Annotated in this window: 31 protein-coding genes; 27 read left to right on the forward strand and 4 right to left on the reverse strand. The window is 37.5% G+C overall.

Annotated elements, in window-relative coordinates; all coding sequences use genetic code 11:
- The first annotated feature begins 25 nt into the window (after window positions 1-25).
- The 16 genes from AC25Y6_RS06220 to AC25Y6_RS06295 all read left to right on the forward strand — a co-directional run bounded on the left by AC25Y6_RS06220 (window position 26) and on the right by AC25Y6_RS06295 (window position 15,913).
- On the forward strand, window positions 26-1,495 hold the full coding sequence (locus AC25Y6_RS06220; protein WP_488142369.1) for a ribonuclease YeeF family protein: 1,470 nt from the start codon (window positions 26-28) through the stop codon (window positions 1,493-1,495).
- Between the two features lie 23 nt (window positions 1,496-1,518).
- The gene (locus tag AC25Y6_RS06225; RefSeq protein WP_488142370.1) at window positions 1,519-1,923 is read left to right on the forward strand and encodes an SMI1/KNR4 family protein; all 405 of its coding nucleotides are present in this window, start codon (window positions 1,519-1,521) and stop codon (window positions 1,921-1,923) included.
- 818 nt (window positions 1,924-2,741) lie between these two features.
- Window positions 2,742-4,478: a T7SS effector LXG polymorphic toxin gene (locus AC25Y6_RS06230; RefSeq protein WP_488142371.1), complete on the forward strand. Its 1,737-nt coding sequence runs from the start codon at window positions 2,742-2,744 to the stop codon at window positions 4,476-4,478.
- A gap of 10 nt (window positions 4,479-4,488) precedes the next feature.
- Complete coding sequence (locus AC25Y6_RS06235; protein ID WP_488142372.1) at window positions 4,489-4,956, forward strand: DUF600 domain-containing protein; 468 nt, start codon at window positions 4,489-4,491, stop codon at window positions 4,954-4,956.
- 174 nt (window positions 4,957-5,130) lie between these two features.
- On the forward strand, window positions 5,131-5,523 hold the full coding sequence (locus AC25Y6_RS06240) for a YwqJ-related putative deaminase (RefSeq protein ID WP_488142448.1): 393 nt from the start codon (window positions 5,131-5,133) through the stop codon (window positions 5,521-5,523).
- Complete coding sequence (locus AC25Y6_RS06245) at window positions 5,513-5,935, forward strand: toxin-antitoxin system YwqK family antitoxin (RefSeq protein ID WP_488142373.1); 423 nt, start codon at window positions 5,513-5,515, stop codon at window positions 5,933-5,935. Before AC25Y6_RS06240 ends, AC25Y6_RS06245 begins: the two co-directional genes overlap by 11 nt.
- A gap of 25 nt (window positions 5,936-5,960) precedes the next feature.
- Window positions 5,961-6,638 (forward strand): endonuclease V, encoded by a 678-nt coding sequence (locus AC25Y6_RS06250; protein WP_488142374.1) that lies wholly within the window; start codon window positions 5,961-5,963, stop codon window positions 6,636-6,638.
- A gap of 92 nt (window positions 6,639-6,730) precedes the next feature.
- On the forward strand, window positions 6,731-6,931 hold the full coding sequence (locus AC25Y6_RS06255) for a T7SS effector LXG polymorphic toxin (protein WP_482106453.1): 201 nt from the start codon (window positions 6,731-6,733) through the stop codon (window positions 6,929-6,931).
- Between the two features lie 42 nt (window positions 6,932-6,973).
- Window positions 6,974-7,381, forward strand: a complete 408-nt coding sequence (locus tag AC25Y6_RS06260; RefSeq protein WP_488140818.1) for a hypothetical protein — start codon at window positions 6,974-6,976, stop codon at window positions 7,379-7,381.
- Window positions 7,382-7,827: 446 nt separating this feature from the next.
- Complete coding sequence (locus AC25Y6_RS06265; RefSeq protein WP_482102313.1) at window positions 7,828-8,079, forward strand: hypothetical protein; 252 nt, start codon at window positions 7,828-7,830, stop codon at window positions 8,077-8,079.
- Window positions 8,080-8,545: 466 nt separating this feature from the next.
- On the forward strand, window positions 8,546-9,025 hold the full coding sequence (locus AC25Y6_RS06270) for a DUF2247 family protein (RefSeq protein ID WP_488142375.1): 480 nt from the start codon (window positions 8,546-8,548) through the stop codon (window positions 9,023-9,025).
- A 392-nt stretch (window positions 9,026-9,417) separates the two neighbouring features.
- Window positions 9,418-10,383 carry an aromatic acid exporter family protein gene (locus AC25Y6_RS06275; RefSeq protein WP_488142376.1) on the forward strand — a complete coding sequence of 322 codons (966 nt, stop codon included), beginning with the start codon at window positions 9,418-9,420 and terminating at the stop codon, window positions 10,381-10,383.
- A gap of 272 nt (window positions 10,384-10,655) precedes the next feature.
- On the forward strand, window positions 10,656-11,135 hold the full coding sequence (locus AC25Y6_RS06280; protein ID WP_488142377.1) for an SRPBCC family protein: 480 nt from the start codon (window positions 10,656-10,658) through the stop codon (window positions 11,133-11,135).
- A 380-nt stretch (window positions 11,136-11,515) separates the two neighbouring features.
- Entirely contained in the window at window positions 11,516-13,135 is a 1,620-nt protein-coding gene (locus AC25Y6_RS06285; protein WP_488142378.1) for an S-layer homology domain-containing protein, read from the forward strand.
- A gap of 1,098 nt (window positions 13,136-14,233) precedes the next feature.
- Complete coding sequence (locus tag AC25Y6_RS06290; protein WP_488142379.1) at window positions 14,234-14,845, forward strand: TraX family protein; 612 nt, start codon at window positions 14,234-14,236, stop codon at window positions 14,843-14,845.
- 261 nt (window positions 14,846-15,106) lie between these two features.
- Window positions 15,107-15,913: a hypothetical protein gene (locus tag AC25Y6_RS06295; protein ID WP_488142380.1), complete on the forward strand. Its 807-nt coding sequence runs from the start codon at window positions 15,107-15,109 to the stop codon at window positions 15,911-15,913.
- A gap of 110 nt (window positions 15,914-16,023) precedes the next feature.
- On the opposite strand, the gene AC25Y6_RS06300 is transcribed toward AC25Y6_RS06295, so the two are convergent.
- On the reverse strand, window positions 16,024-16,191 hold the full coding sequence (locus AC25Y6_RS06300) for a hypothetical protein (protein ID WP_488142381.1): 168 nt from the start codon (window positions 16,189-16,191) through the stop codon (window positions 16,024-16,026).
- A 213-nt stretch (window positions 16,192-16,404) separates the two neighbouring features.
- Between AC25Y6_RS06300 and AC25Y6_RS06305 the strand changes: the two genes are divergently transcribed.
- From AC25Y6_RS06305 to AC25Y6_RS06315, 3 genes are all read left to right on the forward strand, one after another.
- On the forward strand, window positions 16,405-18,138 hold the full coding sequence (locus tag AC25Y6_RS06305) for a hypothetical protein (RefSeq protein ID WP_488142382.1): 1,734 nt from the start codon (window positions 16,405-16,407) through the stop codon (window positions 18,136-18,138).
- A complete protein-coding gene (locus AC25Y6_RS06310) occupies window positions 18,139-18,291 on the forward strand; it encodes a hypothetical protein (protein ID WP_488142383.1) in 153 nt (50 codons plus the stop codon).
- Between the two features lie 86 nt (window positions 18,292-18,377).
- Window positions 18,378-18,575 carry a hypothetical protein gene (locus AC25Y6_RS06315; RefSeq protein WP_488142384.1) on the forward strand — a complete coding sequence of 66 codons (198 nt, stop codon included), beginning with the start codon at window positions 18,378-18,380 and terminating at the stop codon, window positions 18,573-18,575.
- Between the two features lie 230 nt (window positions 18,576-18,805).
- Here the strand turns inward: AC25Y6_RS06315 and AC25Y6_RS06320 are convergent, their stop codons facing one another.
- Together AC25Y6_RS06320 and AC25Y6_RS06325 are read right to left on the reverse strand one after the other, a co-directional pair.
- Window positions 18,806-19,039: a hypothetical protein gene (locus tag AC25Y6_RS06320; RefSeq protein ID WP_488142385.1), complete on the reverse strand. Its 234-nt coding sequence runs from the start codon at window positions 19,037-19,039 to the stop codon at window positions 18,806-18,808.
- Window positions 19,040-19,064: 25 nt separating this feature from the next.
- The gene (locus tag AC25Y6_RS06325) at window positions 19,065-20,015 is read right to left on the reverse strand and encodes a hypothetical protein (protein WP_488142386.1); all 951 of its coding nucleotides are present in this window, start codon (window positions 20,013-20,015) and stop codon (window positions 19,065-19,067) included.
- Between the two features lie 231 nt (window positions 20,016-20,246).
- Here AC25Y6_RS06325 and AC25Y6_RS06330 point away from each other — a divergent pair, with 231 nt between their 5' ends.
- Window positions 20,247-20,516 carry a hypothetical protein gene (locus AC25Y6_RS06330; protein WP_488142387.1) on the forward strand — a complete coding sequence of 90 codons (270 nt, stop codon included), beginning with the start codon at window positions 20,247-20,249 and terminating at the stop codon, window positions 20,514-20,516.
- Window positions 20,517-20,564: 48 nt separating this feature from the next.
- On the opposite strand, the gene AC25Y6_RS06335 is transcribed toward AC25Y6_RS06330, so the two are convergent.
- Window positions 20,565-21,119: a hypothetical protein gene (locus AC25Y6_RS06335; RefSeq protein ID WP_488142388.1), complete on the reverse strand. Its 555-nt coding sequence runs from the start codon at window positions 21,117-21,119 to the stop codon at window positions 20,565-20,567.
- Window positions 21,120-21,168: 49 nt separating this feature from the next.
- Between AC25Y6_RS06335 and AC25Y6_RS06340 the strand changes: the two genes are divergently transcribed.
- The 7 genes from AC25Y6_RS06340 (at window position 21,169) to AC25Y6_RS06370 (ending at window position 24,835) form a co-directional block, all read left to right on the forward strand.
- Window positions 21,169-21,321: a hypothetical protein gene (locus AC25Y6_RS06340; protein ID WP_488142389.1), complete on the forward strand. Its 153-nt coding sequence runs from the start codon at window positions 21,169-21,171 to the stop codon at window positions 21,319-21,321.
- Window positions 21,322-22,355: 1,034 nt separating this feature from the next.
- Window positions 22,356-23,357 (forward strand): site-2 protease family protein, encoded by a 1,002-nt coding sequence (locus AC25Y6_RS06345; protein ID WP_488142390.1) that lies wholly within the window; start codon window positions 22,356-22,358, stop codon window positions 23,355-23,357.
- A 375-nt stretch (window positions 23,358-23,732) separates the two neighbouring features.
- On the forward strand, window positions 23,733-23,942 hold the full coding sequence (locus tag AC25Y6_RS06350) for a lichenicidin A2 family type 2 lantibiotic (protein ID WP_317934202.1): 210 nt from the start codon (window positions 23,733-23,735) through the stop codon (window positions 23,940-23,942).
- A gap of 26 nt (window positions 23,943-23,968) precedes the next feature.
- Complete coding sequence (locus AC25Y6_RS06355; protein ID WP_317934202.1) at window positions 23,969-24,178, forward strand: lichenicidin A2 family type 2 lantibiotic; 210 nt, start codon at window positions 23,969-23,971, stop codon at window positions 24,176-24,178.
- Between the two features lie 26 nt (window positions 24,179-24,204).
- Complete coding sequence (locus AC25Y6_RS06360; protein WP_317934202.1) at window positions 24,205-24,414, forward strand: lichenicidin A2 family type 2 lantibiotic; 210 nt, start codon at window positions 24,205-24,207, stop codon at window positions 24,412-24,414.
- Between the two features lie 26 nt (window positions 24,415-24,440).
- Window positions 24,441-24,650 carry a lichenicidin A2 family type 2 lantibiotic gene (locus AC25Y6_RS06365; protein ID WP_317934202.1) on the forward strand — a complete coding sequence of 70 codons (210 nt, stop codon included), beginning with the start codon at window positions 24,441-24,443 and terminating at the stop codon, window positions 24,648-24,650.
- Between the two features lie 23 nt (window positions 24,651-24,673).
- Entirely contained in the window at window positions 24,674-24,835 is a 162-nt protein-coding gene (locus AC25Y6_RS06370; protein ID WP_488142391.1) for a mersacidin family lantibiotic, read from the forward strand.
- Window positions 24,836-24,837 lie beyond the last annotated feature (2 nt).

The following is a 24,837-nucleotide window of genomic DNA, read 5'->3' on the forward strand; positions in this document are numbered from 1 at the left end:
CCAGACAATGGGGGGGCGATACACTTTGAAGGTACTTGATGTTCATCCGTTAAAGGATGGACTCCATCGGAACATCACGATGCTTGATCGTCTAGGCAATGAAATGGAAACCATCCATCGAGCGGTTCAAGGACTCGTTGCGATGGAAGATTCGCTGAAAGGCGAAGGGGGAAACGCAATCCGTGCATTTTACGCGAACTGCCACTTGCCGTTCCTTCAGTTTTTCAAGCTATTTCAGAGCCGTTCCACATACGTCCTAAAACAGATGGACGCAGCCCTTGATGGACTTGAACCAGATTCGTCAGGTTTCATTCGTGAGCATTTCCTAGACGCAGAAATCGAACAAGGGCTGAAGACTATTGCGCAACTGACGGAGAGTCTAACGGATGAAGCGAACAGCATAATGAATCAAGTTGCAGACATCGTTGCTCTTCCACATCTCGATGATAGCGAAGTGCAGGAAGGCGTTCATACTGCTACAATTAAAAGAGATACTACCCTTACACAACTGCATGAATTTGATGCGAATCAGACGACCGCATTAACGCCAATTGCGCAGGATCTACTGACAATGGAAATATGGATTTCGGATATTGAGGGGCTGTTTACGGACGGAGTCACTGACGTAGATTTTCAATCGAACCAGTGGGATGCGATATCAATGAACAGTGGATTGAAAACGGCCATCGAACAACAGAGCTCTCCGGTTAATGGAGGCGTAGAGACCAGAAATCAGGAGAATCTGATAGGCACGGAGATCACACCGGGAACCTTTCAGGCACTCGAGGGTAAAAAGACCAAGACAATTAAAAGAGATGCTTATGGAAACTATAACCTGTTAAAATTCCACGTGTACGAAAATGGTCTGATCGTCAAAGAATACCAGCTTGGGACAAGCAAGCCAATTCAATATGAAGTGGACAACAAAGTGGAAGAGGAATTCGATGATGGTGGTGTCCGCGAGCTCGGTGGGTACTTTGAAGGTACAAAACTTGCATTTGTTGATTATCTAAAACCGAATGCGATTGTCCAAAAAGGTTTCAAGCTCGCTTTCATCTCCGGAGCCAAGCCATCTAAATATAAAGGGGATCTTTCTGTAAAGAAGACTCCCACTGTTGAAAATAAGTCTAAGGGTAGTGTGAATGGTAGTAAAGAGGCGGGAAGCCCTAGTAAGGGGACTGATAAAGGTGTAAAACAAGGTGGATTCTCAGTAACTAATTGGGATGGATATCCAATGAATGGACCGAAGCCTGAGGGACCTTTTAGATTGCTTGAAGGTGAAGAATATCAAAACGCAAGAAAAGCAGCTAATAGTGCCAATGCTGCATTGCATAGAAAAAACCCAGAGCTAAAGGGAAAACAAATTCATGAAATTCAACCAGTTAAATTTAATGGAAGTCCTACTGATAATGGCAATAAAATCCCGTTGAGCCCAAAAGAACACGCTGAATATACAAGATACTGGAACAACCTTATGCGTAACCTGAAAAAGTAGATAAATTGTGAAGGAGGATAAAAATGGATAATCAAATTAAAGCTTTATTAAGCCAGTTTGAACTTAATGAACCAGTTTCAGAAATCGAGATTAAGAAGGTTGAAGAACTACTAGGTGTTAAGTTTTCACAAGATTATTATGACTTTTTATTAATTTCAAATGGTGGGGAAGGTTCAATTGGTGAATCGTATTTAGTTTTGTGGAAATTAGAGGATTTAATAGAATTAAACGATGCTTATGGGGTTGAAGAGTTTGCCTCAGGTTTATTAATCATTGGTTCTGATGGTGGAGATACAGCTTATTGTATTGATATTAAGAGTGAAATTAAACCATTTGTACAGGTACCTTTCATTGGAATGGATTTAAGCGAGGTGCAAGGTTGTAGTAATGATTTCAAAGGGTTTCTTAGTTTCTTAAACAAAGAATAATTTATACTGTTTGACCTTGATTGACTAAATCCCTTCAAGGTTTTTTATGACTTCATACAGTTTTATGGTAGCACTGTAGTAGATGGTACGATAGAAATCCAAGGTGATTTCGGAGGCGCGAAACCCTAATAAGGGTATAGGTAATACTGGTAAGAAATCTAGTGGGATTACTGGGCCCTTTAACAAGTAGTTATAAAGACAGATTGAATCAAATACCTGTCAATAATGGAAAATGGACTGGCGAAAGAGGAGAATCTACTTTTCTTACAGATAGTCAAGTAGTGAAATTATATATTGATGAAGCTAGAGTTAAAGACGCAGAATATAAGAATTTAATGCCAGGCTTTACTCCATTTTAGAAACGTGGGGTTGAAATCTTGGATATGTCAGCTTCTAGACCTTCAATTTTTTCAAAAGCAGACGAATTATTTGCGGAAAATGGTCGATATTTGAAAAGCAATGGACGTAGGCGGATGTTGCGAAATGGAGAGCGCAAAATAAATACACATGGCATGAATTAAACGATGGAAAAACAGTTCAGAATCAAATATAGGACTTGATACCCTTCATTAACTTCAAAAAGTAGCACGACGCGAATAAAGTGATAGGGGGAGTATGACCGGGACTGAGTTGTGTGAGCGGCACCGAAACTAGTCAAAGAGCATTGGCTGACTCTAGGTCATTTACCTTCTGACGTTGAAAATGAAAACGAGTAATAGCGAGTGTAAAGGGCGCCACAACAGTCTATTGTTGTAGCGCTTTTTTGCGTTTGTTAAAAGTAGAAATTCGAAGATAAAATAGTTTTTCAAAACATCACGATGCTTGATCGTCTAGGCAATGAAATGGAAACCATCCATCGAGCGGTTCAAGGACTCGTTGCGATGGAAGATTCGCTGAAAGGCGAAGGGGGAAACGCAATCCGTGCATTTTACGCGGACTGCCACTTGCCGTTCCTTCAGTTTTTCAAGCTATTTCAGAGCCGTTTCACATACGTCCTAAAACAGATGGACGCAGCCCTTGATGGACTTGAACCAGATTCGTCAGGTTTCATTCGTGAGCATTTCCTAGACGCAGAAATCGAACAAGGGCTGAAGACTATTGCGCAACTGACGGAGAGTCTAACGGATGAAGCGAACAGCATAATGAATCAAGTTGCAGACATCGTTGCTCTTCCACATCTCGATGATAGCGAAGTGCAGGAAGGCGTTCATACTGCTACAATTAAACGAGATACTACCCTTAAACGAGATACTACCCTCACACAACTGCATGAATTCGATGCGAATCAGACGACTGCGTTGGCGCCAATTGCGCAGGATCTACTGACGATGGAAACATGGATTATTGAAGGGCTGTTTACGGATGGGGTTACTGCCATTAATTTCTCAGCGAATCAATGGGCTGCCTTGTCGTCAAAAAATACGCTAAAGACGGAATTGGCGCAACATACCGCAGCTATGGCTGGTCTTCCTGTCAGGATGGGTGTGAATGGGCAGCCTACAACGATGCTTGGCGCGCTGTTAGGTGGTGGAAATCCGCTTAAGTTTAGCTATGGATTTGTGGATGGACCGAATCTGCTTTATGATCTAGGCATTTTAACATATTCAAACATGGCGAATTATGGAAGACCGATCGCCACGGTTTATGGAGACCATATTACCAATGAAGAACAAGTAAACGGGTTCATTACTGAGGGGGAGGAGCTAAGTTCAGATGAAGTTGTTCAACTAATTAACTATCTTAAAAATACGGATTTTGATGATCCAAATCGCAAAAGTGGCATTCAGACGCTGCCACCTTATGATGAAGAAATTACATTTGAGGGTATGAGGAAAGTCGTAGGTGGAAATGGACCTGGAACTCCGGATGGCCTTGCGCCCTATGCCATGGGTGCGTTTGACTTCTTTACGGAAGATATCGGTACTATGCTTAGCGCCGATGCGACAGCAAATGAGAGATTAGAAGCTGCGGCTTTTACTTTAATTAAACCTGCTAAAGCACTGGATACTGTGAATGATATTCGGAAATCTGGGGATAAGGTTAAGGACACTGGGAAGGCTACGGGTAAAGATGTTACGGGAGTTAGTGGGGCTGTAGATGATATTATAAGAGATGGAAGTCACAAGATTAAGGGTGGTAAATTAAAACCCAATATTAAATATCAAGCAGGTGAATATGATTATTTATATAAAACAGATGAATCAGGAAGACTTACCGAATTTAATGCAGATGACTTAAAATTAACAGAACGTGATAATAGATTACGGCATAAGCCCAATACGCCAGGAAAAGAATCCGGAGACCATGCAGGGCACTTAGCTGCAGATAGATTTGGAGGATCTCCAGATTTAGATAATCTGGTGTCTCAATCAAGTAGCGTTAATTTGAGTATATATAAAAAGTTAGAAAATCAATGGGCTAAAGCAATAAAAGTAGGAAAAGATGTTTCAGTTAATGTTAAAGTTAATTACAAAGGAAATAATTTAAGACCGAGCGGCTTCGATATAGAATATGAAATAGATGGTCGTATGAGGTTCACAAGTATAGAGAACTAGGGGTGATTAAGTGAAGGTTTTTGAGGATTATTTTTCAGAATTACAAACAGACATGGTGGCTATTTGTTTAGAGTATGTCGAAAATAAAGCAGATGAAATCTTTATTTATTGTTCATATGAACCCGAAATGTATGTTTTTGATTTTTTCTATAGAATTAATGGAAAGATTTTGCATAAACATCAACTAAATGAGGCTACAAAAGAATTAGACAGTCAACACAATCAAGTTTACGATATTTCGAGAGATAGACAGAGGACTGCACTAAGAATTGGAAATCAAAATTTAAAGCTTATCCATAAAAAATGTGAAGAGTTCAATAAAGAAATGCCTACAGAAATGAAATTATATTACAATGTAAATCAAAATAGTTTAAAAGGAAAATATAGATATGATTTAGTTTATACGAATGACGACGAACTATTACCCGATGATATTTTTGATTTATGGTTCGAAGAAGTGAATAAAACTAATTTGTAAAATCAGACCTTGATTGGCTATTCGCCTTTCAAGGTTTTTTTAATAAATAGGTGATAAATAAATATACTTAAACAGTTACTCCCCTCATCAATCCTCAAGAAAAGTAAAAAGGCATATGATTTCCATTAGCTACATCGTACACCGTCGAATGGTATAGCGGCTTCTATTGCCCATCTGAATTTTGGAAAAGATAAAATGGGGCCAGCTCTTGCAGGAGTTTATGATAAAACAACTGGGCAATACCACTATGCTATAAATGCTTTTGATGGAGCAGTTCCGGAGTTAGTTCCTTTACTTAAAAATAGACTTGATAATATACCAATAGAAATATTTGAATCTTATAGTCAGCAAAGTAAGGGGGCAGGCTCCCATGCCGAAGTTATAGCTGTAAATAATGCCCTAAAGACGAATCCTAATGCTCGAATAGAAGAATTAAATGTAAATGTAATAAGAACAGGAATTAATAGGACTAAACCTGGTGGAATTATGTTTAAATGTTGTCCACACTGTACGTATTTACTAGACGGATTTGAAGTAATTTCGGAGGTGCCAAAGATTGGAAGATAAGATATTTTATAAGGAATATATTGTTAAAAATGGTAAAAAATTCGGGAGCAGTTTTGGTTATGGAGGGGATGAATATGATTCCTTTATAGTAGAATATGATCAAGATAATAATGAACATTTATTTACTGGTATAATTTATGACTGTTATGAAAATGGTGATTTAGCAAGTTACTATGTAGTTAAGGGAGGGGTTAAGAACGGAGAAATGCTTTATTTTTATCCTAATGGACAAGTTAAAGAAATTAAATATCTAGCCAAAAATACATTAGAAGGTATACAAAAAGAGTACTATGAAAATGGTGTTTTAAAAGTAGTTGAATATAGAGTTTTAGGTAGATTAAGGACTTTTAAAAAATATGATGAACATGGCAATGTGTTAGAAGGAAAGATAGAACCAACAGAATCAAATTAAACTTATGCTAGAAAATTGGTGGACAATGGAAAGAGAAGAAGTGTTTAAAAGAGAACAAGAAAAATGGATTTCAAAAATTTCATTAAAAAATAGTTTTCAATTAGAAGATATTCGTTTAGTAGCCGGTATTGATATTGCATATTGGACAGAGGGGAAAATAGATTATGGAGTTTGTTGTATTGTAGTAATAGATTATATTACAAAGAAAGTTATTGAAGAAGTAGAATGTTTAGGACAAATAGATGTACCATATATTTCAGGGTACTTGGCTTTTAGGGAACTTCCTTTGGTAATGGGAGCAGTGAAAAAGCTACAAAGTGATCCGGATCTTTTTATGTTTGATGGAAATGGTTATCTTCATTATAGGCATATGGGAATCGCAACACATGCCTCATTCTATCTGAAGAAACCTACGATAGGTGTTGCAAAAAGCTACTTAAAGATAAAAGATACCGATTTTCAAATGCCGAAAAACGAAATAGGAGATTTTACTTTAATTAAAATTGATGGAGAAGTATATGGAGCAGTGTTGAGAACGAGAAAAGATGTAAAACCCATTTTTATTTCATGTGGTAACTGGATTGATTTGGAGACTTCAATAAAAATAACCCTACATTTTGTAGAGAAAAATAGCCGATTACCAATTACGACACGATATGCAGATTTAGCTACTCACGAAAGAAGAGGTGAATATTTCCAGTGAATTCATTAAGGTATTTATTTTACTAGATGTTAAGAAAAAAGAGATAGCATTATATAACAAGAATTTTGCTTTTAGGGTGGTGGTTAAATTGACTGCCGCCCTTTTTTGTTGTTTCTCCATTTCAAGATGGGCTTCGCCGGAACATCGCAATACTGGATCGTCTGGGGAACGAAATGGAATCGAATCATAAGTCGATAGAAGGTCTCGTTGCGATAGAAGATGTGCTAAAAGGGAAAGGCGGGAATGCGATCCGCGCATTTTACGCAGACTGCCATTTGCCGTTCCAAAATTAAGAGAGTTGACCCATTTTTATTTTAAGAAATAGAGGTGCCCAAATGTTGATAGCAAATGGATTTGAAGAAATTTACAATACTTTAGATTTTACTGATAGTATTGTCGAGTGTATTAATTGGGAAAATGATTTGTTAGACTTAGTTTTAACCGTTGATTATTACAATAATAGTGATGAAGAGGAACTGTTAAAATTAAGGTTTAGGGACTGTTTAAAAGCAGACTTTTCTTTAACAACAAATCTTTTAAGTGTACGAGAAGAAGAAAAACGCTCTTACAGTTTGAGTTGGTATACAATTCAAAACTATGAGCTATTAAAAGATAGTGAACTACTCAAACAGTACAACCAAAAAGAGTTAATCCATTTCCAAATATTCACTACCGATCAAGTGATGCCATGGTTATCAGTTGTTAGTAGGGGGATACAAGTAGAGAGAGTCATTAATATTTAAGCTGTATTTTGTGAAAAGAACCTTGATTGGCTATACGCCTTTCAAGGTTCTTTTATGGGGTGGGGTGCCGAATAAACAATTTTTTATTTTAGAGTGGTGCATTAACAGCGTTACAATAAATTTATCTTCAATTTTTTAAGACGTTCCATGGCTGCTTCACAACAGCCCTAAAACAGACGGTGTCTGCCCCTGACTCACCCAAATGCGAATCAGATGACTGCGTTGGCGCGAATTGCGTAGGATCTTATGACGATGGAAACATGGGTTTCAGATATTGAAGGGCTGTTTACAGATGTAGTTACTGCCATTAATTTTCCAGAAAATTAATTTCAGGTACCTATTTAACATAATCGGTACCGATTACTAACTATAGAACTGCGCATGACAAAACAATAGAATCTGAAAGGCTGTGGAATTGGAAGAAAGACTATGAGGAGTGAAGATTCATGGCAGTTTTTGTATTGATGTTGAAGGAGTTTGAGGACGAAGATAGGGTAGTATATCTGTATGGACCAAATGAGAATTCAATGGGGCAAATTGAATATGATAAAAAAAATAGGGTTATAAACAAGATTTATCCAATAAATTCACAGGAGTTTGCTGATGATTTCTTCTTTAAGCGGGCAGGAAGACGTCTTTCAAGAATGATTATTAAAGAGAATCAGAACTTTGTTGATCGAACAACAATAGAATCTTGATAATAGCTAATGATTTTGTGTTTTTTTAAGTGAGAGTCTTCTTTCGGTAAACAGATAAAAAATGCCAATGCGCTTTGTAACCTTTTTATAGTCTATTACAGATAATGAAATAGATGTCGTGACAAAACTAACGGAGTTGTCTATTCAATTAGAGCAGCTCCTACTCGGTAGCTATCAAACCTTACTAATCAATAATAATTAGACAACGGAAAGTATAGAAAAAAGAGTTCCCTCATGTATCAAAGGAACATGGTTTTTCTATGTTGTTGATAATTATTTAAGATTTGCGGAGGAGTTTCCACTGGTAGGAGGGGACGACGTTAAAAGGGAATTATAGCAAATAACAGGGAGTAATAATGGCGGAAAAGGTGTTTTTGAATGGAATGTTGAGCCACAGGATATTCATTGAAAATGGTGTTATACCGGTAAGCCAAATCAAATCCCAAAATAGTAGGAGTTGAATAATATGAACTTAAAAGATTTAAAAAATCGACATATTAATTATGACTGGAAAACTATTTTTGTAGGTGTCCAAGAAAATTATTTTAGTAAAGACGTTATTTCTGATTATGCAGTAGAGTTGATGGAGATTGGTGATGAAAGTGGGTTTGTTAGTGAACTTGCATGGGGTGTATCTAGTGAAGATTTAGATAAAGTGATGTTAGAAATAAAAACTAATTATTTCCCTCAATTAGATGAAGAAAGCACAATATTAGTAGAGGAGAATAGAAAACTCAGATTTGTTTGTTTGTCTGGAATAAAAGAAAGATGTAAAGAAGATAATGAATTATTAAATAAAATTGCAGAGTTTTATGGAAATCATCACTACCCAGAAGATATGGTGAGTTTTGTTAATTATATGCCTCAAGAAGTCCCAACTACGAAAGAAAATATGGTAAATAGGTTAGATAGATTTTTAAAATTAGAGAGTGTGAGATTTAGTTAGCTATTTGACCAGTTTAGTAATCATGTCTAATGGTTGTTACTACCACTTATGACGCCAGATTTTTTAGAACCAGGCACTTTGTAAAGTTGGAAATTCCTACGCTCGGACATTCTTGATAAGACATCTACATCCAGACGACAGAAGGTGTGGATATCCATCTTAATGCGTCGGATATATGTCACGATTCATTATCTACATGGTAAACTAAAGGCAGATGAATTTCGAGGAATAGGCGAACTATTCTTAGAATACACAACAAGTTTATTGATATACATCGAAGCTGATGCCAAACGATTACGGTTTCAGTGATTGTACACATATGTGAATGAACGTGACTGTTTAAAAAAGGTAACCTGTAAGGGTTTACTGAGAAAATAATAGGTGGTGCTTCCATGATTGGCATGGGCTATCGGACGATAAAAACTTCTGTAGGAGCAGGGCTGGCAATTTGGATCGCGAGTATATTGGATTTGGAATTTGCAACGTTTGCAGGAATTATTGTTATTATGTGTATCGAGAAAACGAAGAAAAAGACATTAATTACAATGAAGGATAAATTCTTAGCCTCTCTCTTATCCTTGATGATTGGTGCTTTGTTTTTTGAAGTATTAGGTTATCATCCCATTGTCTTTTCCTTATTTATTTTATTATTTATTCCAATCCTTGTAAGAGCTCACATCCAGGCTGGTTTTGTCACAAGTATGGTTGTCGTATTACATGTTTATACGGTACAGGATGCTACCTGGTCCCTGTTTCTGAACGAGGTCTATATTATTTTCATCGGTATGGGAATTGCTCTTCTCGTCAATAGTTTCATGCCAAATTTCAAGCAAGATATTGAAAACTTTAAGAAGGAGATTGAACAAAAGTTTGAAATTATTCTCTTTGAATTCTCTGCCCATTTAAGGGATAGTGAGCGAAACTGGGACGGGAAAGAGATACTTGAGGTTGAAGATTTGATCAATCAATCCAAAAACGTTGCCATTCAAGATGAAGAAAATCGTCTGTTGCAAAAACGGAATATAGATTATTATTATCTGGAAATGCGAGAGGACCAAGTTGAACTCCTAAAGCATATGATGAAAATCGTTGCTATTTTCTCTTCATTCAGCCTAGACGTCAAACAGAAAGAAATGTTTGCAGACTTCTTGGAGAACTTAAGTAGGAACGTTCATTCGGGGGATACAACCGACATTTCATTAAATGAGTTAGAGGAATTAAATGCCTTGATCGGCGAGATGGAGTTGCCGAAGACTAGAGAAGAATTTGAAATACGGGCGAATCTGTTTTATTTGATTTTTGAAATGAAAAACTATATAAACATAAAGAAAAAACTTTTTGCGAAAAGAAGTCGATAGGGGAAGAATACTGAGAGAGAGGGTATTCAACCGATTCATCACGATTTTATAAAATAAACAGCTATTTTGTTAGGCAGCTTGTAAGGTCTGCATTCGGTATTGCACCGGATTCAGACCTTTTAGTTTTGCCTGGTTACGTTTTTGAGTAGTGGTGGCACCCTTCACTCATGTACATAATGGGCAGTTGCGGTATAATACTAGTTGGTGAATATATAGACTAAGTCTACGAGAATGATAGTAGTAGATCCCTTGAAGCTTAATTTTAAACCACATTGAAAATAGAAAAGAAGGTAGTGAAACGTATGGCAATCGCATCGCATTCCGTAAACATTTCAGCATCGGTAGAGAACGTATGGGAATATGTTAGTCACATTGAAAACTGGGCCACGATGGTTCCAGCTTATAAGGAGCATGAACAAATTGATGAACAAAAGTCCGTTTGGACATTTGAAGGGAACTTCAAGGGCCTAAAAAAGACGGTGAAAATGGAATTAGACATTACTGAATTTCAAGCGCCAACGACGATTCGTTTTGAAATAAAAGGGTTGACGGACAAATTCACTGGGAGTGGACAGTTTACTGCCGAGGAAACAGCAGAGCAAACAACGATGACAGGGACAATTGAGGTAAATGCGGGTGGCTTATCAGGTGCAGTGTTGTCACCTGTTCTTAAAATGGTGTTACCGAAAGTAACATCACGCTTAACAGAGAAAATTGCGCGTCAAATTAAACAAGACAAGGTGCTTGTCTAATCTACTTTTCTATATCTGAACACAAGAATAGCTTCAAAGTAAATAAAAGAGTGCCTGCCGGCCATACGATTTACATTTGTATGATTGGCAGGGACTCTTTATTTTTTCCTTAATTCCGTATTGTATACTGCGAATCAGCATTAAATTTTGGGGTACGAAACACAAAGACAAATAATTCACAGTACTGAACAAACATACGAAAAAACAATGGATTCGCCAATTATTCTGATTTTTATTTGCCTACTACCTATTTAATATAATAGACTACCTGAAATTAACAATAGGTTATTGCAAATAACTAAAGTTATAATATAATTTAAAAGAAAGTCTATGAATAATACTTTCGTTAAATTCAATATTCATTGGGGAGAGGTAAAACATTGAAGAAATCCAGCATCTTAGTCATTTCCCTTTTACTGTTTGTAGCAGGATTCACAATAGCACCCATCGTACAAGCAGATACAGTTCTTCCTTTTGATACGACTGTAACGGGAACCATTTCCGAACAAGAACCAATGGATGCGTACACCTTGACAGTCAAAGAAGCAGGTACATTGAACATTACTGTGGATGCATATTTTTCCGCGGCAACGATAGAACTACGTGGATCGAATAATGAACAGATTGGCCATTGGGGAGGGATTTATAATGGCCGACCGGAAAATCCGACTTCTTTAAGTAAAGATATGAACGTAGAACCCGGTGTATATACATTGTTTATTAAAGATATAAATAAAACCAGTTATGGTAAATATGCTGTGAATGTTACATTTGAACCGGCGAATAATACTGAAATTGAACCGAATCAGACATTTATAGAGGCGATGCCTATTCAAGTAAATGGGGAACGGATCAAAGGATTTATTAGCTGGAATGATACAAAAGATTATTACAAAATAGAATTGGAAGAACCAGGTAGATTGGTTTTTGATATTAATTCCAAAATGATGAATGGCGTCTTCAATCTATACGATTCGAAAGGAGAAAATATCTCCTGGGATCACTTCGGGTTCTACCAAGGGTTGCCTCTTCTATGGAAATCACATACAGATCTTGAGGCGGACACCTATTATATTAGTATAAAAGGCAACGATTCTTATCAAGGAATCTATGAGATGCTCGTCTCTTTTATCCCTGCTAATAATGAAGAGATTGAACCAAATAATAGTAGGAAGCAGGCTATCCCTCTTCAAATAAACGATATGAAAACCCACATCGGCTTTTTAAGTTACACGGATAAAGTTGACTATTATAAGATTGAAATGAAATATGATGGCTATTTAATGATTGACTTTTCATCCGAATTTAGTGGGTATTCATTGATGAAAGAAGAAAGTATTTCATATGATTCCCATATAAGCAGTGGCGCTATAGGGGATCCGGAAAAGTCATCCAGAAAAGTCGAGCTAGAGAAAGGCACGTATTATTTTATTCCCTCTGCGAAAGTCATTTGGCAGGGCGGAATCTATACAATGTCATTCAGGGCCGAACCCGCCTTCAAGGATGTAACGGGCAAATATTCTCCTGCTGTAACGTATTTGGCAGATAGGGAAGTTGCTAAAGGGATTTCCAAAAAAGAATTCGGGGTACAAGATAGGATTAAGCGCGTGGATGCGGCTATTTGGCTGGCTAAAATCCTGAACCTTGATACAACGAATTCTAAATCCACTCCATACTTTGATGTTCCTGAGAGGGCATGGGGCGCTGTAAATGCTTTAAAACGGGAAAATATCGTAAACGGAAAATCATCAACCTATTTCGGTGCTAATGATACGATGACACGTGGAGAAATGGCGCTATTGATCCAAAGGGCGTATAAATTATCCGGTGAAGGGGTGAAACTACCCTTTACAGATGTCTCCTCACGCTATGAAGAAGCGGTCAGGTCCTTGTTGAAAAACAATATCACCCAGGGGAAATCGTCCAGTCAATTCGGAACCATCTCGGCGATCACCCGTGGGGAAATGGCGTTATTTTTATATCGCGCGGATTCAAAATAATAAATGGGACCGGTGTGGATTTAATGATCTTGCGCCGGTTTGTTATTTGCTAAGAGTAGTCATGAAATGGGTACTTTCTTCTAACAAGGGTAGCCAAAACGGTGATAGTTCGTAGAAAAGAGGACCAATCCCTCATATATCTAAGGTAATATCGTATAAAACCAGTGATTATTTCCGTTACATAACCTGATATACAGGAAAACTCAAAAAAGTACGCCGAATAAGTGATAGTTCCAGTGGGATATGGGTACTTTCTTCTAACAAGGGTAGCCAAAACGGTGATAGTTCGTAGAAAAGAGGACCAATCCTACATATATCTAAGGTAATATCGTATAAAACCAGTGATTATATCCGTTACATATCCGGATATACAGGAAAACTCATAAAAGTACGCCGAATAAGTGATAGTTAAGTGGATATGGTAACTTTCTTCTAACAAGGGTAGCCAAAACAGTGATAGTTCGTAGAAAAGAGGACCAATCCTTCATATATCTAAGGTAGTTTCGTACAAAACCAGTGATCATTTCCGTTATATAACCGGATTTACAGAAAAAAATCGTTAAAAGTACGCCTAATAAGTGATAGTTAATGAAATAAAGCCGGATATTATGAAAAACACGTCTCTTCCGTAGATTATAGACCTCTATTCACGCCGAAAAAGCGATAGTTGAACACCGAAATACGATTACATCGGATAAATATCCATTTCTGCGCTGGAATGGTGATAGTTTAAAATGACTAACCCACTAATAAATGTAATAAATTTATTCGCACGCCTAATTAGTGATAGTTAAACAACAAATTGGTGATAGTTCACGCCGAATGAGTGATAGTTATACGACATAAACCCTTGTAGCTCTAAGGCTGAACGACTCTCTAAAACACTTAAATAGGTTTAAAACATCTAAATCAATTAAATTAGTAGTACAAACAAAGAGTCGTAGGTTGTGAGAATATAAATACTAAGTTACAGTTTAATACCAACGTTCAAGAACAGTATCAATGTTTCTGCACAGAAGGGATTGGAAAGTATTGATTTTGAAATTAACTAATCCCATAAATCCTACTAATTTTACTTCCAGCGTAAGAGAAGGGCGATTGGACTTACTTAAGTGGATTGCCTTTATGACAATGGTCATTGACCATGTAGGTTATCTATTCTTTCCAACTATCACTGAATTCCGCATGATTGGCCGCTTGGCTTTTCCTATTTTCGCATACCTTATTGCTGCTGGATCAATCCGAACGAGTAATAAACAGAAGTACATGGAACGCCTATTATTATTTGCAATCATTAGTCAAATTCCTTATATGTTGTTCTTTCAATCAATGAATCCGAATATCTTATTTACACTTGTAATCGGGCTATATTTCATCCGACTAACTGGATACCACGTAGCGGTCTTGATCCTAATAGGTCTACTTTTCCCAATTGATTACGATTGGTGGGGACTATTACTTCCAGCATTATTTGTCTATTGCCGCGACCGTAAAGTATTTGGCTTTGTCTTGCTTGCATCGTTTACGATTGCTTATGTACTTTCGACCGGAATGTTGATTCAATTATTCGCGATTGTGGGCCTCTTGTTGATATTTGGATTACCAGCAATGAACGGAATCAAAGTTCCTATTTTGAATCGTTGGTTCTTTTATTTGTTCTACCCTGTTCATTTATTATTATTATTATTTATACTCTCGTTATTCATATAGTCATATTTAAGCTGTAAACTGAATAACTAATTCATTTTTTGATTGGATTTCTCCCCCTTTTATTGCAAGAAAGACATTCCGGCCTTGCCGGGCTAATGACTTGATAGTTAATATTGTTTATATTTACTACCAAAAGTGAAACTTATTCTCTAGTAATATTTAATAGTCACAAAATACTGGTATAATAACCTCATTATCATTTTAAAGTTAAATTCAAATTAAGGAGAATCATTATTTATGGTCAGAAACATACTCATTAACATGAAAGAGAAAATTAAACAACTAGGTATAGTTACAGAAAAAGTTGAAACTGATATGTTTCCGATAGAGGAGACACCACAATATCTATATATTGTGACTAATTATAAGGAAATCCAATTCTGTCAAGAACAAGAGGATATATTGGGGGCAGAATCTTTTTATGACCGTCCAGATGAAATGAAAGCATTTATGAAGTATGGAAGTCGTAAAATGGTAGCCTATGACAGTATAAACGCTGTAAAAGGAGATCCAAGCTATAGAAACGCCCTACTGCATTACGAAAAAAAACTATCTGACAACATTTATAAGGCTTCAACTCAGGTCAAACAAACGACAAGCCCTGAATATGATTGGATTACAAGGCAAAGAGATAATATTGAATTTGCAGAATCACAAATCGCACTCCTAAGTATGAGTGACAAGGATGACGAGCTTGTTCAAGAGATAATTAACGATTATCAGAATCAAATTGCTGAAGCCGAGCACGAAATAGAAAAAACGAGACAATCACAAGCAGAGTATAGGTATTACAAGGAGTCTGATAGGACAACAAGTAACGAGGTTGAGGAGGTAGAAGAGGTAGAAGAGGTAGAAGAGGATAATTGGATGGACAAACTCAAGAGGGAAAATACTGAATCGGAAGAGAAAGAACAAGCTAAGCTTCGATCCCTGAACGCAAGAGGATTGGGGAGAGACGCGTACGATATTAAGCAACTTGATGATGACGCTGGATTATCAAAGTTAGAACGCGAAATACTTGATAGAAGGTCTGACTATGAAAGAAAGGAAGGCGATGTTTTTTGGTAATAAAATAAAAAATATAACCTTGAAACTTTCGTTTCTCCAACTTTTCGGGAAAAATACGGATGGTATATAGATGTGTTATCTAAGTAGATTGTACTTCAGTCTGTATTTTGCTACACTAAAAGCATATCTTTTTCTATTTGATTCTTTTGCAAATTCACCTCTTGGTGCAATTCTGCGGTGACGACTAATTGAGGCCTTTGGGCTGTTTGTGTTTCATAGCAATCTTTTTTCTTTTTGCTATGTGAACAAACTACCCAAGGGCTTTTTTGCGTTTTCACAACAATTGAAAAGATAAATTGGAAAAGACCGTAACTTAGATTTTGGTATGGAGAGTACATTAATGAACAATACAACAACACAAAACGTTCCGGAAATTTTCCTTTAAGAAAAGGAGGATGGACCATTTTAGTTGTTAGGCAGAGGCAAAATGGATTATCCGAAATATCGGTTAGTCCATTTTTTTATTAACTAAAAAAGGGGATGCATCAATCATGCAAACAGAACAATTATCAATTTTCGATATGCCGATTCAAGACACAAGTAGAGTTAAGTCAATCGAAAAGAAGGAAAAGAAAACAAGTTCACTAGTACGTGATGTTCGATCTACTGGACAACAAACAAGAACTGTGGCGTTTGATGTTGGTGAGAAAATAGGAGGAGCACGTAAAGATTTAGCGCAGCAGCGCGAGAAATTCCTTGCTCGGCCAAGTGTAATTCTCTTAAAAGAAATCGAGCAAATGGATGTGGCTACTGCGGCTGGTTTTATTATTCGTGATACATTCTTCAATTGGTTCTCGTTTGAGGATTGTCGTCAGCGGTGTGTTGAGCCTGGTGTTGCAAAAGCGATACAACTCATCATTAACCGCATACCCAAAGAATCGATAGATACAGCGGAAGATCGGCGCAAGTATGTGAATACAATGAACTTTCTCAGTGACTTACTCAAAACGATTAAGTCAAAAAAGGAGTATTCGCTTTTCGAGTATCGTGTTCTTGCAGTTATTTCAGCCCCTAGCAAACGTCGCACTGAATCTATTGAACAAGAGATAAGGCAGTTAGACGTACTATCATCTGATGACACTGAGGAACAAATCGCACAGAAAAGAAGGCAAATTCAAGAAAACACTGCACGATTGTTCTTGCACGACCTTGACCAGTCAATGGCGTTATATGACTACAAAGGTCCATTCAAGAATTATTTTAGTAAACATCAATCGCGCGTTTCTGTCTTGAATAATGCTTTTTCCGTAAAAGATTGGAGTGAATTGATTCCAACAACTGAGGTTATAAAAGTCGCAGGTAAGGGTGGTTCACGTAAACCTGTTTGGGAGCGTATATTGCCGGAAATTCCCACTCGTATGGGTGGATCTACTGTCAGTATAGAGAACCCGAAAGACTACGTTGACCATTTTAATTTTCGTGCTTCGGAGTTTGGACATTACGTGGATGACGAAAAAGGACGTGAGCATCTACTTCGTTCTGCAGAAGCTTATACGGACTTAGCGGAAATCTTAAACATTCCAATTCAAGCGGTCAGTTTGAAAGGTGAACTGGCAATGGCTTTTGGCTCGCGTGGACGTGGACGAGCGCTTGGCCATTATGAACCTAGTCGTAAGGTTATCAATTTGACCAAAGAAAAAGGTTCGCTTGGTATCTTGGCGCACGAGTGGTTTCATGGGCTTGACCATTTTCTGTTCAGTTATAGCCATTCCTTTGAAAATGGGAAAATCGGATTTTTGACTGACCAACAATTTGGCGAAATGCCCTATGAAGTTACCGACGCACTTAACGAACTGCTAGATGCTATAAAAATTGGACAGTCGAACGCATTTATTGATGTGCGTGACTGTAAGCGGACCTATTCAGTCAGGAGAGAATTTATCGCCTTGTATGACGAAGTGGAAGGCGATTTACAGCGATTCATGGATAAACGGTTAGAGGCATTTGCTATTCGAGTCGAAAAGCACCTGTCGCAATGTGTGAGTGAGAGCTATCAAAGTCAACTTCGGGTGAAATATGCAAAGCAGCGTTTGAAAGAAATAAAAGCGAGTGCAGAATCTCTTGCGAAGTATCACGAGAAGAGTACCGGCAAAGCGGTCGATCTTGTCCCGTATACAACTGAACGTTCAACCTATTTCCAACATGCAATCAATATGGATAAAGGCAAGATTGGGAAGTATTGGTCTTCAAACGTGGAACTGGCTGCGCGCGCATTTGAGTGTTAAGTGTACGAAAATTTGAAAGAAAGACTTTGGGTGAGTGATTATCTTGTATGTGGCATTCGGGATAGCGTATTTCCGCAAGGGATAGAACGTGACCGCATTTTTACGGCTATGTCCGCATTTATAGATACAATTCGCTCGTTTCTAGCTGAGTAACAGTGATTGGTGCCGCCTTGATTAATTGATTGATAGGCGGCATCGATTACCTAAATATACGATTATGAGTGAGAGGATGTTTATTTATGTGTAAAGAGATTAGTTATTGTCCGAAAAAGATGCGGGAATTCTCGAAACAAGATGGATTGTTGCGTTTTGTTGTCAAGGATTTGCAGTCGAATGGACACAAAGAGGTAGACGCCTTGCGAATCGCATTTAACAGTTATGTGTTAGAGGATTCTACGATGTGGAATATTTACAAGTCGATAAAAGGAGATGAATAAGTAAAAATAGATCTTATCAATGAATCTATTCAAAATGATAAGTGAGAAGCGGTTTTATAGTTGAAGAACTGCTATAATAATAAGTGTTACCGCCCTTTTAAATGTAAGGGCAAAAAACATGCGACCAATTTATTGGCTGCATGTTTTTTTGTTCATTTTCATTTTTTATCATATAAATGGTGTTTCTTGAGACCCCGTTTCTTTAAAGTTCGTTATATATGTGTTCTTGTTTATGCTTTACAATAAACATTGTTGATAGTGTCTGATTCCTGATATTCAAAAGTTACTTTTCCATCATTAATCACAAGTTCAATGCCACCACAATATAAACCTTTCACCTCGGTAACATCATTATAAACAGTTCTTTTTCCGAAACTATCAACTTTCACAATTTTTCCGTCAGTTCTATTACTATCCGTATTGATAATTTCTTTTGCGATTTTTTCAGATGTTTTTTTAGACATTTGAGAGTAATACCTTTTATGGAAATCAATCTTGAAAGCTTATTAAAATTCCATCTTCAAAATAAAGGTATTGTCCCTGTCCGTACACCCATTGCTCTCTTTCAGTATATTGAGTAACTGTTCTATTAATCTTTTCTGGTTTCCCCCAAAGTGATACTTCAACTTGTCCAGTTGTCATTCCAAGTGTTGGGTTTTTTCCTACTGCCTGAGCTCTTTCTTCTACGCCTTCTTGTTTATTTTGAGCTATATTTTCTTCGATAGCTTTATAATCCGATTGCCTTTTCTTCATGTCCTTCCATTGAAACTCTGCGAAAGGTGGCATAGTATAAGGATCATCCTTGTAAGACGTATTAGTTACACCCTGTAAAATTTCATTTCTCATTCTCCCTTGATAATTATATTCAACTGAAACACCTAAAGTTATAGAAGTATCCTGTGACTTCGGTTCAGTTTGTAAATACAAGGAATAATGATACATAGCGGATGCTTCTTTATCATTTTGAAGTATTGGTTCATTTTCATATAAATTCTTTACCTTATCAAATTCTTTGTTATTTAAGGCAATTTCCATTTCATCTAATAATGGTTCTTTTTCATTTTTTATGAAATCCTTAAACTTGTTTCCATTGTCTATACTTTCTATACTTATATTAGCGATATTACCGTAGTTTTCCAATATGAATGGAAAGTCCCTTTCATTTATTAATTTCATTACGAAAGAATCAATTATTCCTGTAAATTCCTCTTTTGGAATATCGGCTTTTTTCGCCTCGGTAATTGTATCTTTAAAATTAACGAGATCATTCTCTTGTGCATACTTTTTCAAATCCTCAATAACTTCTTGCTCTTTTGAATCCACTTCTTGAGTTTGAGAATCTACTGTCTTAGTTTCGGGTTTTTTCTCTACTTCATTGGCATTACAACCCGTTAAAATTAATATAATCGATAGCGAAATAAGTTTAGATTTGATATTCATTCCTCCTATTGGCAAAAATAATTAACCAATTGTACCATGAGTATTATCGGAAGTGAGTGAATAGTTAGTTCGTATAGGTAAATTTAAAGAATGAAATCGGTTCAATATATAAAAGTGCCAAAGAGTTTTTAACAGAGCGTACAGACAGCTTGATGGCCTTTAAGAGCGTATTTAAGGATTTGGTAGAATAAAGTGAAGAAGAAACCCCCCGAAAGGAGCAGTTAGACAAGCGTGAGCGACGTCTTGAGAGAAATCGCGGGGACTCAATTTCCTCAACGATGGTCGTTGATATATTTGGAACAGGAACTATGGCAGCAACGTTATTGCTTTTATTTGGTGGTAGATGATGATAGGTTAAATCTTTATACAACGAAAGATGGTGAACAAAAACTTTCCTATCAGTATGAAGTAGAACAAGAATCAAAGAATAATGTGACGTTTTATGAGCTGGATGAGGAGGAAAATCGAGTAGAGGGATCGACTATTAAACTGAGTAGATGATTTAAAAGTATACCTAACGAAAGTAGAAAGTTCTACTTTTGTTAATCCCTAAATCTCAAGTATATAGTATTTTGAAGAACCTTCTAAAGCTTGCCATTGGATTATATAAGAGCCATTTATATAAAATTGTTCATCTCTTTTTCCTGTTGGTTTAGTAATTTCTCCATGTAGGGGGTTATTCGAACGGAAATATCCATAAATACCGGCAATGTTTGAGCCACTATAAAATAATTTGTCTTCTGCATATGAAATTGCGTAAGTGTGAGAAAAACCATGTTCTTTCATTTGCTCCATGAATTTAATGTCCTTTGCAAAATTAAACATTGTCTCTGGGTGTTGACCGTTCTTTGGAAACTTCAGTTCGATTGCATATCTTTCATTTGCTGTCGGGTTATAGATGACTATATCCAATTCTTTTTTAATTAAGTTCTCCGTGATATCAAAGAATTTGACGTTGCGTTCAAATTGAATTTTGAAAGAGTTATCTAAATGATTTCTTAGGTATAATCCGAGCTCATGCTGTAATGAAAACTCGTTATAAATTTCAATCTTTTGAAACTTTACAAGTTCAAAAAAGGATTGGATGTACCTAGGTAAATTCATTTTAGTCAACTCCTTTTTTGTTTAGTATAACAAACATGAGAACCATATCGTGAAAGGTTATGTTGATGAAAATCCAGAACTGCAACATTTCAAGTCAGTTTTGGAGAGGGAGCAGGGGGCTACTAGGCAAGGTAGGTCAGGAGAGAAATTGTCGAGGATTTTAGGTGAAAATGCTGATAAAAATCATAAAAGGCCATTTTAAGTTTTAACGATAGTCTTAAAATTTTATAAAAGTTGTCTTATCTACAATGGTTCTAAGTCAATATCATGGACACAATAAAGTTAAGTTCTTTTCAAACTGGCGTCAACTCATTGTCTGCCCTGTATCCAGAGAAATTAATAAATGAAATAGGAGCCTTTAATTAGTTTCTCTAGATACAGGAAATGAGCGTAGGTTCTAAACTCACGGACTACTTAGATGATTATGAGAGCAGCTTCTCTCATCAAGTCATACGCTAATTGAATTGCGACATGAATCTTCTAGTTGCTGCGGCGTCATGTATTGAATTGCTCCGTGAATCCGCTTCCGGTTGTACCATGATTCGATAGAGCCCACTTAGATAAAATCTAGTGTATGTATGAAAGTTGAGAAGATTAACCTGGATCTGACATGTAAACTAAGAACTGACATAGCTAACCCTTGTTCAAAAAGAACGGCTGGCTGTTGGTAGTCCATGATCTTCCTGGATAGATTGTTCAGCGTCTGATGAATACGTCGTCTAGAGTAATCAGAAACAGCTTTTCCATTCGGAATAAAACGTCTTAGAAGTCCATTGTGTGACATTCGTTGGATCCTTTTCATATGGGGCGCAAGGACGAGCAAAATAGACAACCGTACTTTCTTTCAAGCCTCTTGATAGATTAGGAAACTCACTTCCAGTATCCGACGTTTTCAAGTACTTCGGGAAGCCTACCAGCTGACAGACGTCACATTAGGGATAGAGACGACAGCTCACTATCTATAAGGGCCTAAAAAATGGTTGCCTGTCCACCGCACAATTCAGATATTACTCAGAACTATTCTAGAGTGGTATTATACACAGCCGGAGTTCACTAGGATGGGGAATGTACAGGTGTGGTCAGTTAAACCACGCCTTGAACGGTTAAGATCACGTGAATAGCTGAATTACCATGCGTGTGCACGATTACGTATAAAAAGTATACGCTGAAGATAGAACGATGTTGGACACATTAAATTTCTATATACTAATCGTATATAGAAAGGGGTCGGATTCTATGAATACAGTTACACGTACGATGTTAGCGACTGGAGGTTTGCTAACGCTGGGTGCATGCATAGATTGGGGAAAATCGGAGTTGTTCGCGGGCGTTCTTTTTACTGGACTGGGCATACTGATTGCAATTTCGTTGCATGAGGCCGGTCATGTAGTGGGCGGAATGATCGTAAAATCTAAACTTATGTTTTACGCAGCAGGATTGCTAGCAATAAAACGGACAGAGCGCGGCAAACTCAGAGTGACGTGGCCCGAAAATTGGACGCAAGTATCAGGGTATGTGCAAATCGAGCACAGTGAGCAGCGGTTGGAGAAGTCAATTTTATATACGGTACTTGCGGGTCCCTTAGCAAGTATACTTGTTTCCAGTCTCTCTTTCAGTAATCTCTTTCTCTTTCAAGTGATTGGGATCACGAGTTTTTTATTGTTTGTGGTAACGTCTCTTCCTTACCAAATGAATGGGTTATTCTCCGATGGGTACACGGTCCTTCAAGTTGCAAAAAACAATACCGTGTTCATTAACTATTATCGTATGACAAATAAGCTGTTGGCTAAAAGTCATTCGTCTACATGGGATAAAACGCTCCAAATGAAGGCTTCAAATATTCCAGCATCGAAGTTATCGACTCCCGAATTAGCTATTTATCTCATGTACTTATTCTATAGTGCAATCGAAACGGACAATAAATATTATCTTAAGAAGTTTTACCAGTCAATTGACATCCACGGTCTGAAAGCCAATCATAAGAGTGTGCTGGCAGGTGTGTATCATTATTATATTGCCACGCAATACTATCTCGGTGAACCGATTACGATATCGAAGAATGTGATGGATGAATTACCGGTCATTGATCCGCTGTCATCGGCACGTACGAATGCATTACTAAGTGGGACCCCGTTAGTAAAAGAAGCGTATATGCAGTATGTGAAGACGATAAAAAAAGATTCGCATAGCTTCCTGCAAGCGGAGAAAAGATTTTTCGAACACTATGTTGTGAATTAACGGAACAGGTTGTTGTAAAAGACAGAAATGTCTTTTGCGACAACTTTTTTTATTTCACTTGAGTACACTACAGCTAACGTTACGGCCTTTGAAATTTCTCTACGACATCTGATCCACTAAATCTTTGAATAAAGGAATCGAGCTGACATAATTTTGATTATTCACATATGCAACAATAGCTAGTAAAAGTTTCTTTTATACGTCATTCGAAAGTACGTTAATGCAATCATCAACGTGAATTCTCACCTGTAAAATCTACGGTTAAGTGAAAAACAACACATGATATGGGGAATTAGGATGTTCATGATGGTGACGCTTTATAGTTAGGTTCAAGAACAGTTAAGTCATACAGTTCTTGAAAGGGGAGGGAAGTATTTGACAACAAAAGAATATGCAGGTCCAACATTTGAGGAACTATCGATGGATGAAATGGTAGCCATCCAAGGTAGTGGAGATGTACAAGCAGAGACGACACCAGTTTGTGCAATCGCAGCAACAACTGCAGCAAGTTCGGCAGCATGTGGCTGGGTGGGCGGCGGTATCGCAACAGGCGTCACAGTCGTATTGAGCATTAAACACTGTTAATCAAAAAAACAAAGGAGGAAAACAACATGACAACAAAAGAATATGCAGGTCCAACATTTGAGGAACTATCGATGGATGAAATGGTAGCCATCCAAGGTAGTGGAGATGTACAAGCAGAGACGACACCAGTTTGTGCAATCGCAGCAACAACTGCAGCAAGTTCGGCAGCATGTGGCTGGGTGGGCGGCGGTATCGCAACAGGCGTCACAGTCGTATTGAGCATTAAACACTGTTAATCAAAAAAACAAAGGAGGAAAACAACATGACAACAAAAGAATATGCAGGTCCAACATTTGAGGAACTATCGATGGATGAAATGGTAGCCATCCAAGGTAGTGGAGATGTACAAGCAGAGACGACACCAGTTTGTGCAATTGCAGCAACAACTGCAGCAAGTTCGGCAGCATGTGGCTGGGTGGGCGGCGGTATCGCAACAGGCGTCACAGTCGTATTGAGCATTAAACACTGTTAATCAAAAAAACAAAGGAGGAAAACAACATGACAACAAAAGAATATGCAGGTCCAACATTTGAGGAACTATCGATGGATGAAATGGTAGCCATCCAAGGTAGTGGAGATGTACAAGCAGAGACGACACCAGTTTGTGCAATTGCAGCAACAACTGCAGCAAGTTCGGCAGCATGTGGCTGGGTGGGCGGCGGTATCGCAACAGGCGTCACAGTCGTATTGAGCATTAAACACTGTTAATCAAAAACAAAGGGGAGATCATCATGAGTGAACAAGTAAATTATGCAGGACCAAAGTTTGAGGAACTAACAATCGAGGAAATGATGAAAATCCAAGGTGACGGAGATGTCCAAGCGGAGACAACGCCAATTTGTTTTACAGTTGGTTTAGGTTTCGGTGCTTTAGTATCAGCGACGGTGTGTTAATT

Source organism: Sporosarcina sp. Y1004, assembly GCF_057669665.1.

Coding starts and splice junctions, on each gene's coding strand:
- AC25Y6_RS06225 (WP_488142370.1), top strand. CDS start 1,519: ATGGATAATCAAATTAAAGCTTTATTAAGCCAGTTTGAACTTAATGAA.
- AC25Y6_RS06230 (WP_488142371.1), top strand. CDS start 2,742: ATGCTTGATCGTCTAGGCAATGAAATGGAAACCATCCATCGAGCGGTT.
- AC25Y6_RS06250 (WP_488142374.1), top strand. CDS start 5,961: ATGGAAAGAGAAGAAGTGTTTAAAAGAGAACAAGAAAAATGGATTTCA.
- AC25Y6_RS06260 (WP_488140818.1), top strand. CDS start 6,974: ATGTTGATAGCAAATGGATTTGAAGAAATTTACAATACTTTAGATTTT.
- AC25Y6_RS06265 (WP_482102313.1), top strand. CDS start 7,828: ATGGCAGTTTTTGTATTGATGTTGAAGGAGTTTGAGGACGAAGATAGG.
- AC25Y6_RS06270 (WP_488142375.1), top strand. CDS start 8,546: ATGAACTTAAAAGATTTAAAAAATCGACATATTAATTATGACTGGAAA.
- AC25Y6_RS06275 (WP_488142376.1), top strand. CDS start 9,418: ATGATTGGCATGGGCTATCGGACGATAAAAACTTCTGTAGGAGCAGGG.
- AC25Y6_RS06295 (WP_488142380.1), top strand. CDS start 15,107: ATGAAAGAGAAAATTAAACAACTAGGTATAGTTACAGAAAAAGTTGAA.
- AC25Y6_RS06305 (WP_488142382.1), top strand. CDS start 16,405: ATGCAAACAGAACAATTATCAATTTTCGATATGCCGATTCAAGACACA.
- AC25Y6_RS06315 (WP_488142384.1), top strand. CDS start 18,378: ATGTGTAAAGAGATTAGTTATTGTCCGAAAAAGATGCGGGAATTCTCG.
- AC25Y6_RS06320 (WP_488142385.1), bottom strand. CDS start 19,039: ATGTCTAAAAAAACATCTGAAAAAATCGCAAAAGAAATTATCAATACG.
- AC25Y6_RS06325 (WP_488142386.1), bottom strand. CDS start 20,015: ATGAATATCAAATCTAAACTTATTTCGCTATCGATTATATTAATTTTA.
- AC25Y6_RS06335 (WP_488142388.1), bottom strand. CDS start 21,119: ATGAATTTACCTAGGTACATCCAATCCTTTTTTGAACTTGTAAAGTTT.
- AC25Y6_RS06345 (WP_488142390.1), top strand. CDS start 22,356: ATGAATACAGTTACACGTACGATGTTAGCGACTGGAGGTTTGCTAACG.
- AC25Y6_RS06355 (WP_317934202.1), top strand. CDS start 23,969: ATGACAACAAAAGAATATGCAGGTCCAACATTTGAGGAACTATCGATG.
- AC25Y6_RS06360 (WP_317934202.1), top strand. CDS start 24,205: ATGACAACAAAAGAATATGCAGGTCCAACATTTGAGGAACTATCGATG.
- AC25Y6_RS06365 (WP_317934202.1), top strand. CDS start 24,441: ATGACAACAAAAGAATATGCAGGTCCAACATTTGAGGAACTATCGATG.
- AC25Y6_RS06370 (WP_488142391.1), top strand. CDS start 24,674: ATGAGTGAACAAGTAAATTATGCAGGACCAAAGTTTGAGGAACTAACA.